Here is a 13,904-nt window from a genome sequence, read left to right as displayed (position 1 = left end):
CGGCCACATATGGGCTATGAGGCGGCTCCGCGTCAAGAGAGCCGCGAAAACGCCGCTTTATCTCCGCAAAGCGCGCGCCTCGCCCTGCTGGTTCATGATCCTTAACCACTTGAGCCCATTCTGGAACTGGCGGTTCCATTTTTCTCACGGGTATTTTCATGCGATCCTTGCTCGCGCTGATTTTGTGCGCCGCCACCCTTACGGCAGCCAGCGCTTACGCCGAGACGCGCGTCTTCATCATTGTCAACCAGGCGGACGGCTATGGGATCGCGCGCACCTATTGCCAGTCACGGGATTTTGCCCAGGCCTCGGCCTATCGCCGGGTCGATCCCGACGAAATTACCGGCTCCGTCCCAAATCCGGCGCAAACTGCTCCCATGGCCGTTGCGACGAATATGTCGCAATCACCTGCCAGCGCTGAATTCGCTCGGAACTGGCGGGCCTTAGGCCCAATCTTTGGCCCCTGAAACGACGTGACGATGCCGCAGGAAGCGGCTATGGGAGGGCGCGCTTCGGCCCTCAAGTCACTTCGGTTTCCCAAGTCACATTGGGCCGTGACCTCGCTAGAATGGCGGATATGCCTGAATTGTTGTCCCTGCCCCGTGCCCGCTTCCTCCTTGTCTGCACCGTGCTCTTGAGCACGGTCGTGCTCGCCACCGGCGCTTTCGCGCAGGTCGGCCCTCCGGGACCGCCGCCTCAGCCCGGCCAGAACGGGCTCGGCTCTAATCCGATGTGCGTGCGGCTGGAAGGCCAGCTCGCCGCACTCGACCGCGGCGGCGGTGGTGACCCCGCGCGCGAAGAGCAGATCCGCCGCTACCAGGATTCCCAGACCCGCCAGCAGGCCGAGCTCGATCGCGTCACCATGCAGGCCAAGCGCATGGGCTGCGATTCCTCCGGCTTCTTCTCCCTGTTCAGCGGCCAATCCGCGCAATGCGGCCCGGTCAACACCCAGATCCAGCAGATGCGCGCCAATCTGGATCAGATCACTGGCAATCTCGAGCGCCTGCGCGGCGGTGGCCCGGGAGGCTTCAGCCCCGAGCGCGACAATCAGCGCCGCTCGGTGCTGGCGGCGCTGGCGCAGAACAATTGCGGCCCGCAATATGCCAACGCGGCGCAGTCGCAAGGCGGCGGCAACTTCCTCAGCAATCTGTTTGGCGGCAATAACGCGGGCAATCCGCAAGCCGTTCCGCCCGCCGATCTCGGCCCGCAATCCGGCACCTTTCGCACCGTGTGCGTGCGCACTTGCGACGGCGCCTATTTCCCGATCTCGTTTGCGACCGTGCCGGCGCGCTTTCCCGACGACGAGAAAACCTGCAAGGCGCTGTGCCCGGCCGCGGAAGCCGTGCTCTACACCCATCGCAATCCCGGCGAAGACATGAACTCGGCGGTCTCGATCGGCGGCCAGCCCTACACGGCGCTGCCGACAGCGTTCAAGTTCCGCAGCGAGTTCAACCCATCCTGCTCCTGCAAGGCCGCAGGCCAGACCTGGGCGGACGCGTTGAAATCGGCGGACGACAAGGCCGCAGTCGAGCAGCAGGGCGACATCATCGTCACCGAAGAGAGCGCCAGGAAGATGCAGCAGCAGCGGCTCAACAAGGGCACGCCCGCGAATGCCAAGAAGGGCGCAGCTTCGGCGCCGACGACGGCCAATACGCCGGCCACGACGCCGCCGGCAGATACCCCCACCACCGCTAACTCCGAGAACAAGCCGATCCGTTCAGTCGGCCCGACCTTCCTGCCGCAGCAGCAGAAGTAGTCACAAACTCAACTGTCATGCATCCGCCTTCGCGGATGATAACAGCGTGTTATGTGGGGAGAGCGTTCGTCCATCCGGCCGAGCTAGGTTCCTACCCCTCGAACGCGTCGATAGACGCCTTGCTGCCGCGCGTCACCAGCGCCTCATCTGCCGCCGGCAACGGCTCGCCCTTGTCGCGGAATCTGTTCGTGATGGGATAACGGCGATCGCGGCCGAAATACCGGGCCGTCACCTTCACGCCGGGCGCGGCCTGGCGGCGCTTGTATTCGGCGACGTTGAGAAGATGGTCGATGCGGGTGACCGTCTCGCGGTCAAAGCCGGCTGCGATGATGTGATCAAGTGGCTCCTCGCGTTCGACCAGACGTTCCAGGACGGCATCGAGCACATCGTAGGGCGGCAGCGAGTCCTCATCACGCTGGTTCTCGCGCAATTCCGCGGTCGGCGGGCGCGTGATGATATCCGGCGGAATGACCTCCCCGGCCGGTCCGAGCGCGCCCTCCGGCTTCCAGGAATTGCGCAGTGTCGCCAGCCGAAACACCTGCGTCTTATAGATGTCCTTGATCGGATTGAAGCCGCCGTTCATGTCGCCATAGAGCGTGGCGTAGCCGACCGACATTTCCGACTTGTTGCCTGTCGTCACCACCATCAAGCCGGTTTTGTTGGAGATCGCCATCAAGAGCGTGCCGCGGGTGCGGGCCTGAAGATTTTCCTCGGTGATATCTGGCGGCAGATTCTTGAAGAGGCCGGACAGGATGGTCTCGAACCCGTTCACCGCTTCGGCGATCGGCAAAACCTCGTAGCGGATGCCGAGATGGCCCGCGAGCTCGCCGGCATCCGCAATCGAGTGTGGTGCCGTGTAGCGATAAGGCAGCATCACGCCATGCACCTGATCGGCGCCGAGCGCATCGACCGCGATCGCCGCACACAGCGCGGAATCGATGCCGCCGGAAATGCCGAGCAGCACGCCCGGAAAGCCGTTCTTGGCGACGTAATCGCGGAGGCCCAGCACGCAGGCGGCATAATCGGCCTTGTCGCCCTCGGGCTGCTCGGCGATCGGCCCGGTGCAGCGCCAGTCGTCACCATTCCTGGTGAAGCGCAGCGTGACCATGCTCTCCTCGAACGCCGGTAATTGCGCCGCAAGCGAGAGGTCGCCATTGAGCGCGAAGGACGCTCCGTCGAACACGAGCTCGTCCTGCCCGCAGATCTGATTCAGATAGACCAGCGGCAGGCCGCTTTCGGTGACGCGCGCCACGGCGACCGACAGGCGAACGTCATTCTTGTCGCGGGCGTAAGGCGAGCCGTTCGGCACCAGGATGATCTCGGCGCCAGTCTCCGCCAGCGTCTCGACCAGGTTTTCGTAGTCCTCGGACTCTTCCAGCCAGATGTCCTCGCAGATCGGCACCCCGATGCGCACGCCACGCACGGTCACGGGTCCTGCTGCGGGTCCCCGCGCAAACAGTCGCTTCTCATCGAACACGCCGTAGTTCGGCAGATTGCACTTGAAGCGTAAGCCGGAGACACGGCCGCCATCGAGCAGCGCACAGGCATTGTAAAGCCTGCCCTCCTCGACCCAGGGCGTGCCGACCAGCATCGCCGGACCACCGTCCGCGGTCTCGCGCGCGAGGCTTTCGATCGCGGCGCGGCAGGCGGCCTGGAACGCCGGCTTCTGCACCAGGTCCTCCGGAGGATAGCCGGCGATGAACAATTCCGGAAACAGCACGAGGTCGGCACCGTCGGCGGCGGCTCGCGCGCGCGCCGAGCGTGCCTTCGCAGCATTGCCCTCGATGTCGCCCACGGTCGGATTGAGCTGGGCGAGCGTGACCGCGAATGCGTTGAGACGTTCGGTCATGGACCGCCCTTGTTCGATCGTCGCTAGACGAAACCCAATCGCTCGATGAGCGCAAAGATCCAGAACGCGCCGGCCATCAGCAGCGCAACGCCGACGGCGGCCGAGCCCATGTCCTTGACCCGGCCGATCTGCTTGTCGTGGTCCATGGTCAGGCGGTCGGCGAGTTTTTCGATTGCGGTGTTGAGCAGCTCGACGACCAGCACGAAGGCGACTGCACAGACCAGCTCGACCGCGCGCATCGCGGTCGCGCCGATGAACCAGGCCAGCGGCAGCGACAGGAGGAGCACAAAGATCTCCTCGCGGACGGCCTGCTCCGAGCGGAACGCAAAGGCCAGACCGTTCCGGGAATTGATCGTCGCCTTCCAAATTCGCAGCAAGGTTCTAGAGCCCCGCTGCGGCGGGCATCGGCCTGGCTTTGCCGGCGCGTTCCTGCTTCAGCAGCTCGGCAATCAGGAAAGCCATGTCGATGGATTGCTCAGCATTGAGACGTGGATCGCAGACCGTGTGGTAGCGGTCGTTGAGATCCTCGTCGGTGATGGCGCGGGCGCCGCCGAGGCATTCGGTGACGTCCTGGCCCGTCATCTCCAGGTGCACGCCGCCGGCATGGGTGCCTTCCGCGGCGTGGACCGCAAAGAACGACTTCACCTCGGATAGGATGCGGTCGAACGGGCGGGTCTTGTAGCCCGACGTCGAGGTGATGGTGTTGCCGTGCATGGGATCGCAGGACCAGACCACCACCCTGCCCTCGCGTTGCACGGCGCGGATCATGTTGGGCAGATGCTCGCCGATCTTGTCGGAGCCGAAGCGGCCGATCAGCGTCAGCCGGCCCGGCTCGTTGTCGGGGTTGAGCACGTCGATCAGCTTCAGCAGTTCGTCGGGCTTGAGTGACGGGCCGCATTTGAGCCCGATCGGGTTCTTGATGCCGCGGAAATACTCGATATGCCCGTGATCGAGCTGGCGGGTGCGGTCACCAATCCAGATCATGTGGCCCGAGGTCGCGTACCAGTCGCCGGTGGTGGAATCGACGCGGGTCAGGGCCTGCTCGTAGCCGAGCAGCAGCGCCTCGTGGCTGGTGTAGAAATCCGTGGCGCGCAGCTCGGGATGGCTTTCGAGATCGAGGCCGCAGGCGCGCATAAAGTTGAGCGCGTCCGAGATGCGGTCGGCCAATTCCTTGTAGCGGCGGGACTGCGGGCTATCCTTGAGGAAGCCGAGCATCCATTGATGCACGCTGCCGAGATTGGCGAATCCGCCGGTGGCGAAGGCGCGGAGCAGGTTCAGCGTCGCGGCCGACTGGCGGTAGGCCATCAGCTGGCGCTGCGGGTCCGGCACGCGCGCTTCCTTGGTGAAGGCGATGTCGTTGACGATGTCGCCGCGATAGCTCGGGAGCTCGACGCCGTTCACCTTTTCCGTCGGCGACGACCGCGGCTTGGCGAACTGGCCGGCGATGCGGCCGACCTTCACCACGGGGACGGCGCCGGCGTAAGTCAGCACCACCGCCATCTGGAGCAGCACGCGGAAAAAGTCGCGGATGTTGTTGGCGCCGTGCTCGGCAAAGCTCTCAGCGCAGTCGCCGCCCTGGAGCAGGAAGGCCTCGCCGGCCGCAACCCGTGCCAACGCCTTCTTCAGATTGCGCGCTTCGCCGGCAAATACCAGCGGCGGAAAGGTCGCAAGCTGCGCCTCGACGTCGGCCAAGGCCTTGGCGTCAGGATAGTCGGGCACCTGTAGCACCGGCTTGCTGCGCCAGGACTCGGGCGTCCACCGCTCGGACATCGCAATCTCTCCGTGAAGCAAAAAGCGCAACCTGATCTGTGGGTTGCGAGGGCCGCCTTATACACAGGCTGGTCTCGTCCCGCCAGTTGTAAATCCATTCCGCATTGCAAACCCTTGCGGGCAAAGTCGAATTCGCAATTGCTAGGAAACGGTCGGCGATCAAACCGGAGGTGTTGACGGTCAAGCCATTCGACGTCGGCGCCACCGCCCCGATCACCGCGATAAGGTGTGGGGCGGCGTCGCGGACTGGACCCAGACCCAGGGGGAATGACGTCAGCGAATGATCGTCGTCAGAGACGAGTAACGCCTGTTCAGCCTGGCTTCGCCCGGCGCGAATTGCGCAAATGCGTCGCTAACACGCACCGCCGGCGGCGTATCGCTAGAAAAGCGAAATTCCTTCGGCCGCGGCGCGTAGAAACTGGTGCGGAAATAGGCGTCGTCGAAGCGTGCCTCGCCGACCCCGAACAATGCGTCGCAGAGAAGCAGGAGCGCGTACACTCCTGCCGCTGCGGCGACGATCTCCCTGAGAATAGACATGCGGATGCCCTGCCCTTTTGCCGGGGAGGATGCACGCTGGTTCCAAAGTCGAGGTTTAAAGCCGCGCGCTTCTTGTTCGCAGGGTTTGCCGCTGCTGTGCGGATTGCAGGCAATTTTATCGATCCGGAAAAGGGAGCCCGCCCGGGCAAGCGACCAGGCGGGCCCAAGCTTGGCCGCTCGGGAGGTATCGGACGGCCGGATTCCTCAGCCGTGGCTTGCCTCCTTGCGATGGCCGCTCTCGCTGAGGCGATCGACCCAGGCGATGCCGATCGCCGAGATGATGAAAGTCAGGTGGATCAGCACCTGCCACATCACGCCGCTTTCGGTGAAATTGCTGCGCGTCGTGCCGAGATTGCCCGCCTCGATGAAGGTCCTGAGCAGAGAAATCGAGGAGATGCCGATGATCGCCATCGCCAGCTTGATCTTGAGCACGCTGGCATTGACGTGACTGAGCCATTCCGGCTCGTCGGGATGCCCAGTCAGGTTCAGGCGGGAGACGAAGGTCTCGTAGCCGCCGACGATCACCATCACCAGCAGATTCGAGATCATCACGACGTCGATCAGCCCGAGCACGACCAGCATGATCTGTTGCTCGCTGGCGTCGAACGAGTGCAGGACCAGGTGCCAGAGCTCTTTGAGGAACAGCAGCACATAAACGCCCTGCGCGATGATCAGGCCGACATAGAGCGGCACTTGCAACCAGCGCGAACCAAAGATGAGCTGCGCAAACGGGCCGATCTGCGGCCCCTCCGCGGCATGCGCCGAAGCTGCTTTCGGTTCAGACGTCATTGATCACTCCGGATTGCAAATGGGAACGCGCCTCACAGACTCGCGATGACAGGCGCGAGCTCGAGCGAGCCCCGATAGATCATCTCGAAGGCGACGTAAACGATGATGGCGAGACCGACATAGGCGATCCAGCGCTGCTTCTGCAGCACGCGGCCGAGCAGGTCGGCGGCAACGCCCATCATCGCCACCGACAATAATAGGCCGAAGGCAAGGATGTAGGGGTGCTCGCGCGCGGCGCCCGCAACCGCGAGCACGTTGTCGAGCGACATCGAGACGTCGGCGGCGACGATCTGCAAGGCCGCCTGGCCGAAGGTCTTATGCGGCGCAGGTGCTCCGGCGCCGCCGCCATGCTCGAACGCGAGCTGGCGCGAATGCGCGGACTGCTCGCGCAGCTCGCGCCACATCTTCCAGCAGACCCACAGCAACAGCACGCCGCCGGCGAGCAGGAGGCCGATCACCTGCAGGAGCTGGGTCGCAACGCCGGCGAAGACGATGCGGAGCGCCGTGGCGGCGACAATGCCGACGACGATGGCGCGCCGGCGCTGTTCGGCCGGCAGTCCCGCCGCGGCAAGACCGATGACGACGGCGTTGTCTCCGGCCAGCACGAGGTCGATCAGGATGACCTGAAACAGCGCGGTCAGAGCATCGGCGGTGATGAATTCTGTCATGATCGATCGTTTTTCGGTACAGACGGATCGAGCCAGTGCGGTTTCTTGCGTTCAACCCAATCCAGGACCTTGGCGCGCGAGGAGCGCAGCAGCGGCACGTCTTCCGCCAGCAATGCAAGACCGAGCGGCAGCATCCAGACGCCGAGCACCGGCAGAAAGGAGAGCACGCCGCCGACAATGAGCAGCAGGCCCGAGGGAATCCTGATCCAGCGGCTGGACGGCTTGAGCAGATAGGTGACGGCGTCGCCCATGCGCGGCGGCAAGCGATGGACGAGCTTGTCGAGGCGCGGGTCGCCGCCGGCCAACTGGCTGGCGGGGCCCGTGGCCCCATTCGTAGGCTCGTCCGAAGCTGCGCTCATGCTCACTCCTCTGCCGCCACGGGCTGTTGAGCGCGCGCAGCACCCGATGCGACCTGCTTTGCACGCGGCAGGGCCAGCGTCAGCAGGCGCAACAGTTTGATCGCCTGCACCTCATGCGGATGCACGTCCTCGTCGGCAGCGGCGACCCGCTCCGACAACTCCATCAGATGCGACGACAGCGGCATGTCCGAGACCGGCCGCAGCGTATCGATCACGACGTTTGCAAAATCCGGCTCCTCGAGTCGCTCCGCGAGTGTGTCGAACATCGCAAATAGCCTTTCATCCTCGATATGAGGTGCCAATCCGCGATCGCGAATGAAGCGAATCACCTCGTCGCGCTCGACCGGCGAAACGCGCCGGTCGGCCACGGCGACGAGCGCGCCGGCAATGACCAGCGCCGCCGCAGCCTGCTCGTTCAGGCTGGACGGATCGGCGATCTCGATCGGATTTGAATGCTTGGCGTCAGACATCGTTGCTCCCTAAGCTTGCGAAATGGCCGCACGGAGCTGCGATGGAACGACTGGTCGGAGAGAACCGAAGAAGGCCCGACGATCGGCCGATCCATCGCATTCGCGCGGGACAGGTCATCCGACATCACGAGGTTTGCCGACATGGTCGGCGTCCTCGCCAGAGGGGCCCGGATTCTTGTTCCTCTCAGACATAAAGACGGGGCTGTCGGAATCAAGGCGATACGGCTGCGACCAGCCGCCGCATTGGGTTCCATATGGCCATGGAAGCGGGCTGGAGTCGATCTTTCGTGGCTCGCCAAGTGATGCAATGCGCTACGCGGTCACACACCTCAGGGCGACGGTGTCGGGTTGGCGCTCGTTGCATAGCGAGCCAGCATGAATGGATGCACCTGGCGAAGTGCTCTTCATCCTACCCGCTCGACGAGATGCGCACGCGAGGGCGACGGCTCGAACCTGTCACCAAAATACTGCGTTTCGTGCGCCACCAGGCCTTCGCGGAATTCCATGATACTCACGACGTAGGATGGCACCCCATCATAGCTCAGGACGAATTCGCTCACCCAGAAATCGCCTCCACCGGCAATCCGCCGGACCGTGAATCGCTTCCTGTTCGGCTGCGCGAATCGACTCTCCTGAATGTTCCTACGACCGCGGATGCGCTCGCCGGACTGCGGATAGTCGAGCACGGCATCCTCGCAGTAAATGTCATGCTCCGCCTCGAAATCGCTCGCGTCCGAAGCATCCCAATGGCGCTTGAGCGCGGCTAGCTTGGCTCGATCATTCATCTCGATCTCCATCGATTTTCTCGCATCCTAGCAACGAAGCCGGCCTTCGTCGCGCTCCCGACATCACCGGGAACCATGAGGGAGTCAGAGCTGTTGGTGCAGCTCAAGACATATCCCCGAGAGGATCCCTCATGTGCCGCTGGATCGCATACCGGGGCGAGACCACGTCCTTCGAGCCCTACGTCACCGAGCCCGAGCATTCGCTGGTCGCGCAGAGCATCCGCTCACTTCAGTCGACGGCGGGCTCGAACGGTGACGGCTTTGGCCTCGGCTGGTACGGCGAGCATCCGGAGCCAGGTCTTTATCGCGAGACGCGCCCGGCCTGGTCGGACGAGAACCTGCGCTATCTCTGCCGCCATCTGCGCTCGCATTTGTTCTTCGCGCATGTGCGCGCGGCCACCGGCACGGCCGTGACGCGGCAGAATTGCCATCCCTTCGCCTGCGGCCAATGGATGTTCATACACAATGGATTCGTCGGGAGCTGGAATCGGCTGCGGCGCAAGGTCGAGGCATTGATTCCCGATGCATATTACCCATCGCGGCTGGGCACGACCGACTCGGAAGCCGTATTCCTCGCCATGATGGGCGCGGGTCTGGATAGCGATCCGCTCGGCGCAACTCACCGCGTGCTGCAAGCTCTCGTCAGTCTCGTCAACGAAGGCCACCTGCGCGAACGGCTGCGCTTCACCAGCGCGATCGCCAACGGCCACGATCTCTACGCGTTCCGGGTTGCGGTCAACGACGCCGCGAACACGCTGTATTTCCGCGAGGCCGGCGGCCAGGTCGTCGTCGTGTCGGAGCCGTTCGACAAGGATGAGGATTGGGCCGAAGTGCCGCCGAATCACACGCTGATCGCGCGCGCGTCCGAAAGCGTGAAGATTGTTCCGTTCACTCTTGCAATTACGGGTGAGTGCGAGGCGGAACCCGTCCCGTCCAGAAGGATTGTTGCCGGCAGGTAATACCTCGGCCGGGTGGGATGATGACATTTGCTTCAGACGTTTTGAAACTGCTGCGGCTCGATCCGTCCGACGACAGGCAGCACTTCGTCATTCGCTCCGCCGGCGGAGGCGGCAAGGCGGCGGAATATTCGTTCGGCATCGAGGAGGAATATTTCCTCGCCGATCGTCGCAGCCTGGAGGTCGCGATCGAGACTCCCAACGAGCTGTTCGAATCGGCGAATTGGTCGACCGGCGGCCAGGCGATGCGGGAAATGCTGCAATCCCAACTCGAGGTCGCGACCAACATTCACGTCGAGGTCAATGACGCGCGCGAAGAGCTCCGCTTCCTGCGCCGCGAGGTCGCAAACGTCGCCGCGCAATACGGCTTCGTGATCATGGCCTGCGGCACGCATCCGACCGCGGTCTGGCGCATGTCGCAGCCAAGTCCGAAGCCACGCTACGAGGAGATGATCGAGGATTTGCGCAGCATCGGCCACCGCAACATGATGTGCGGCATGCATGTGCACGTCCAGCTGCCAGATCCCGAGAAGCGCATGGCGGTGATGCGGGCGATGCTGCCGCATCTGCCGCTGTTCATCGCGCTCTCCGCCTCGTCGCCATTCTGGAATTCGCACAAGACTGGACTAAAGGGCTACCGGCTCGCCGCCTACTCCGAGCTGCCGCGCACCGGCCTGCCCGAACTGTTCGAAAGCAAGCAGGACTTCGACGACTATGTCGGCGCGTTGCAGCGCTCTGGCGTGATTCCCGACGAGAGCCACATCTGGTGGGCGATGCGACCCGCGATGCGGCACCCGACCCTCGAGCTGCGCGCGCCCGACACCTGCACCTTCATCGACGACGCCGTCGCAATCGCCTCGCTCTATCGCTGCCTGACGCGGCACCTCTACCTGCGGCCCCACCTGTCGAAGGAGGTCACCGCGGTCGAACGCGCGATTGCGGTCGAAAACAAATGGCGCGCCCAGCGCTACGGCACCGATTGCATCTTCGCCTCCAAGGACGGGCCCGTTACGATCTCGGAGCTGCTCTCCCGCGTGATCGACGACATCGCCGGGGACGCAGCGGCACTGAACTGCGCCGCGGAGGTCGAGCACTGTCGGACCATCGTTGCGCGCGGCAGCTCCGCAGAATTCCAGCTTCGCGCCTATCGCGAACATGCCGAGGACATCGGGGCAGTCTCGCGCTGGATCGCAGCCTCGACCATCTCAGGTACGAGCGCTCCGATTGGCAGCGTTCCTGCTCCGTCATAACGCCCGCGCAAGCTTCGGCAACGAAATGTCGTCCTGAATTCGGGCATCGTGGAGGAACCTCATGAAACGCATCACGTCTTGCTCCGGCTGCGGCCATGGACTTGTCCCGATGCTTTCGGCCAAGGGCCGCGCGGAATTCAGCTGCCTCTGGTGCGAAGGCATCGACATGCGAACGATGGACATGGCGAAGTGGGCGGACAGCCCGTCCGGCAAGCCTGAGCGGGCTGCCCGTCAGTCGCTCGAATGAGCGGTCGCCCCGTTCCGGTCAGATCCTCGCCGCCACGCGTTGCGGCGGAATATTGCCGGCTCCGGGAGGCGATCAGCCGATGATTTTCGCGGCTGCCGGCGCCGCCGGAGATAGAGGCAGTTGACGAGGATCGGCTCGTCATCGCCGAGCGTTGCACGCTCCTTGACGAGCAGGCTCATGACCGAACGCATCTTGAGGATTTCCTGCGCGATGAAGCTGCAGTCCTCGTCCCGATCGACCTGCTCACGCATGATGGACTCGGCCTCGAGCATGCTGACCCGCAGCGCTCGAATGGTTCTGCGGATTTCGTTGACACGGTTGTCCATCGCTGCCTCCCTGACGGTCGCAGCATAAGAACAAAACGTGAACAGACCGTCAAGGCCTCACAGGCCGAGACCTCACAGTCGAAAGGCTACTCCGCCGCCTGGCGCACGTGGCGTGCGGTCGGCGTGCGCATGGTAACGAGCTCTTCGGCCGCGGTCGGGTGCAGCGCGATCGTCGCATCGAAATCGGCCTTGGTCGCCTTCATCTTCACAGCGATCGCGACCGCCTGGATGATCTCGGCGGCGGCATCGCCGACGATGTGGCAGCCCAGCACGCGCTCGGTCGCCCCGTCGACGACGAGCTTCATCAGCACGCGGGTGTCGCGGCCCGACATCGTCGCCTTGATGGGGCGGAACGTCGTCTTGTAGATGTCGACGTGGCTGTACTGCGCCCGTGCCTCCGTCTCGGTGAGGCCGACGGTGCCGACCTCTGGCTGCGAGAACACGGCGGTCGGGATATTGGCATGATCGACCCTGACCTCGCGCTTGCCGAACACGGTGTCGGCAAAGGCGTGGCCCTCGCGGATCGCTACCGGCGTCAGGTTGAAGCGGTGGGTAACGTCGCCGATCGCATAGATGCTGTTGACCGAGCTCTTCGAGAAACCATCCACCGCTATGCCGCCATTGTTCGGATTGATGGCGACGCCGGCGTTCTCAAGACCGAGATTGGCCACCGCAGGATGGCGGCCGATCGCGAACATGACCTGATCGGAGGCGAGGCTCGACCCGTTCGACAGATGCGTGGTGAACTCCTCGCCGTGCCGATCGACCTTGGCCACGGTGCAGCCGGTGAGGATGGTGATGCCCTGCTTCTCCATCTCGGCGCGAACGTGGGTCCGAACATCCTCGTCAAAACCGCGAAGGATGTTGTCGCCGCGATAGATCACCGTGACGTCCGAGCCGAAGCCGGCGAAGATCCCGGCGAATTCCAGCGCGATGTAGCCGCCGCCCTGAATCACGATCCGCTTCGGCAACTTTTTCAGATGGAACGCCTCGTTGGAGGAGATCACGTGCTCGATGCCGGGTATCGTCGCGCCATGGTTTGGCGCCCCGCCGGTGGCGATCAGGATGTACTTCGCCGTGATCTTGCGGTCGTTCTCGAGCAGGCGGACAGTGTGCTCATCCTCGATCACCGCCCGGCTCTTGACGATCTGCGCACCCGACTTCTCGACATTGGCCGTGTAGGCCGCCTCGAGCCGCGCAATCTCCTTGTCCTTGTTGGCGATCAGCGTCGGCCAGTCGAAGGTGGCTGGCGGGACTGTCCAGCCGAAGCCGGCGGCGTCCTCGAGCTCGTGACGAAAATGCGAGCCGATCACGAACAGCTTCTTCGGCACGCAGCCGCGGATCACGCAGGTGCCGCCCATGCGGTACTCTTCGGCGATCATCACTCGGGCGCCGTAACCAGCCGCGATGCGGGCGGCCCGCACGCCGCCCGAGCCGCCACCGATGACAAAGAGGTCGACGTCGAATTCAGCCATTGTCCACTCCGACCTCTTTCAGAGCATGTTCCGGAAAAGTGTGGAGCGGTTTTCCGAAAAGATCTTGCTCAAATAACAACCTGGAGCGCGATGACGCGCTTTAGGACTCCTATCAGATAGGTGCGCTCAGATCTCCTTGCCACGCTTGCGCATCTCGGCGCGGAAGGCTCCCATCACTGTCTCGGAGAAGTTCTGGGCCCAGGAATTCATGAAGGCCATGCTGAGGCCGATGGCGCGCGGCTCGGCCTCGATCAGCTTCTTGCCGAGCGGCGACCTGTAGAAGGTGACGAGGTCCTTGAGCTCCTGCTCGGTGAACTCGCTGGCATAGATCTGCGCCATGCCTTCGCCGATTTCGTTCTGGCGGCCGTTGAGCTGCTGGGCGACGATCGGCGCGACCTCGTTGAGGTCCTTCTGGTAGTTGAGATTCTGCTGGATCAGCGCGATCTTGGTCTTCTCGACGAGGCCGGGCACGGCGCCGCTGTACATCGCAGTCGCGTTCTTGATCTGCAAAATCTCCTTGGCCGCCGCAATCGCCGCAGGCGAGGCTTTCGGCTGGGCCGGCGCGGCGGCCTTTGGCGCAGCCTGCTGGGCCATTGCCGGGGCGCCTGAAAGGGCCAGTCCCACGGCCAGGGTCGCAGCCGGCAAGAATTTCAACACGATCTTCATT

General features: G+C 63.8%; 16 protein-coding genes and 1 pseudogene. 5 read left to right on the top strand and 12 right to left on the bottom strand.

Annotated features, from left to right (window positions below):
* Positions 1-158 precede the first annotated feature (158 nt).
* Together IVA87_RS27395 and IVA87_RS27390 are read left to right on the top strand one after the other, a co-directional pair.
* Positions 159-421 (top strand): annotated as a pseudogene (locus tag IVA87_RS27395) (hypothetical protein).
* A gap of 147 nt (positions 422-568) precedes the next feature.
* Positions 569-1,756, top strand: coding sequence for a DUF2865 domain-containing protein (locus IVA87_RS27390; RefSeq protein ID WP_247295711.1), 1,188 nt, complete (start codon positions 569-571; stop codon positions 1,754-1,756).
* 91 nt (positions 1,757-1,847) lie between these two features.
* On the opposite strand, the gene IVA87_RS27385 is transcribed toward IVA87_RS27390, so the two are convergent.
* From IVA87_RS27385 to IVA87_RS27345, 9 genes are all read right to left on the bottom strand, one after another.
* Positions 1,848-3,605, bottom strand: a complete 1,758-nt coding sequence (locus IVA87_RS27385) for an NAD+ synthase (protein ID WP_247295712.1) — start codon at positions 3,603-3,605, stop codon at positions 1,848-1,850.
* 23 nt (positions 3,606-3,628) lie between these two features.
* Positions 3,629-3,982, bottom strand: a complete 354-nt coding sequence (locus IVA87_RS27380) for a diacylglycerol kinase (protein ID WP_247276807.1) — start codon at positions 3,980-3,982, stop codon at positions 3,629-3,631.
* A gap of 4 nt (positions 3,983-3,986) precedes the next feature.
* Positions 3,987-5,375, bottom strand: coding sequence for a 3-deoxy-7-phosphoheptulonate synthase class II (locus tag IVA87_RS27375; protein ID WP_247276806.1), 1,389 nt, complete (start codon positions 5,373-5,375; stop codon positions 3,987-3,989).
* 273 nt (positions 5,376-5,648) lie between these two features.
* On the bottom strand, positions 5,649-5,912 hold the full coding sequence (locus IVA87_RS27370) for a hypothetical protein (RefSeq protein WP_247295715.1): 264 nt from the start codon (positions 5,910-5,912) through the stop codon (positions 5,649-5,651).
* Between the two features lie 204 nt (positions 5,913-6,116).
* The gene (locus IVA87_RS27365; RefSeq protein ID WP_247295717.1) at positions 6,117-6,701 is read right to left on the bottom strand and encodes a TIGR00645 family protein; all 585 of its coding nucleotides are present in this window, start codon (positions 6,699-6,701) and stop codon (positions 6,117-6,119) included.
* Positions 6,702-6,733: 32 nt separating this feature from the next.
* Positions 6,734-7,369: a TerC family protein gene (locus tag IVA87_RS27360; RefSeq protein WP_247295719.1), complete on the bottom strand. Its 636-nt coding sequence runs from the start codon at positions 7,367-7,369 to the stop codon at positions 6,734-6,736.
* Positions 7,366-7,728, bottom strand: a complete 363-nt coding sequence (locus tag IVA87_RS27355) for a hypothetical protein (protein ID WP_247295721.1) — start codon at positions 7,726-7,728, stop codon at positions 7,366-7,368. The genes IVA87_RS27360 and IVA87_RS27355 overlap by 4 nt, the downstream gene beginning before the upstream one ends.
* A 2-nt stretch (positions 7,729-7,730) precedes the next feature.
* Entirely contained in the window at positions 7,731-8,198 is a 468-nt protein-coding gene (locus IVA87_RS27350) for a TerB family tellurite resistance protein (protein WP_247335972.1), read from the bottom strand.
* Positions 8,199-8,602: 404 nt separating this feature from the next.
* Positions 8,603-8,983, bottom strand: coding sequence for a nuclear transport factor 2 family protein (locus tag IVA87_RS27345; RefSeq protein WP_247295813.1), 381 nt, complete (start codon positions 8,981-8,983; stop codon positions 8,603-8,605).
* A 131-nt stretch (positions 8,984-9,114) separates the two neighbouring features.
* Here IVA87_RS27345 and IVA87_RS27340 point away from each other — a divergent pair, with 131 nt between their 5' ends.
* From IVA87_RS27340 to IVA87_RS27330, 3 genes are all read left to right on the top strand, one after another.
* The gene (locus IVA87_RS27340) at positions 9,115-9,942 is read left to right on the top strand and encodes a class II glutamine amidotransferase (RefSeq protein WP_247335970.1); all 828 of its coding nucleotides are present in this window, start codon (positions 9,115-9,117) and stop codon (positions 9,940-9,942) included.
* A 20-nt stretch (positions 9,943-9,962) separates the two neighbouring features.
* Entirely contained in the window at positions 9,963-11,189 is a 1,227-nt protein-coding gene (locus tag IVA87_RS27335; RefSeq protein WP_247295728.1) for a carboxylate-amine ligase, read from the top strand.
* A gap of 61 nt (positions 11,190-11,250) precedes the next feature.
* Positions 11,251-11,436: a hypothetical protein gene (locus IVA87_RS27330; protein WP_247335967.1), complete on the top strand. Its 186-nt coding sequence runs from the start codon at positions 11,251-11,253 to the stop codon at positions 11,434-11,436.
* On the opposite strand, the gene IVA87_RS27325 is transcribed toward IVA87_RS27330, so the two are convergent.
* From IVA87_RS27325 to IVA87_RS27315, 3 genes are all read right to left on the bottom strand, one after another.
* The gene (locus IVA87_RS27325; RefSeq protein ID WP_247295731.1) at positions 11,421-11,762 is read right to left on the bottom strand and encodes a hypothetical protein; all 342 of its coding nucleotides are present in this window, start codon (positions 11,760-11,762) and stop codon (positions 11,421-11,423) included. The two genes, IVA87_RS27330 and IVA87_RS27325, sit on opposite strands and share 16 nt — an antisense overlap.
* Positions 11,763-11,848: 86 nt before the next feature.
* Entirely contained in the window at positions 11,849-13,237 is a 1,389-nt protein-coding gene (gene gor / locus IVA87_RS27320) for a glutathione-disulfide reductase (RefSeq protein ID WP_247295733.1), read from the bottom strand.
* Between the two features lie 126 nt (positions 13,238-13,363).
* Positions 13,364-13,903, bottom strand: coding sequence for a DUF2059 domain-containing protein (locus IVA87_RS27315; protein WP_247295735.1), 540 nt, complete (start codon positions 13,901-13,903; stop codon positions 13,364-13,366).
* Between the last annotated feature and the right edge of the window lies 1 nt (position 13,904).

Source organism: Bradyrhizobium sp. 147 (assembly GCF_023073935.1).
Lineage (GTDB): Bacteria > Pseudomonadota > Alphaproteobacteria > Rhizobiales > Xanthobacteraceae > Bradyrhizobium.
Note: the sequence above shows the minus strand (reverse complement) of the source record. Positions and strands in the feature narration are given on the sequence as shown.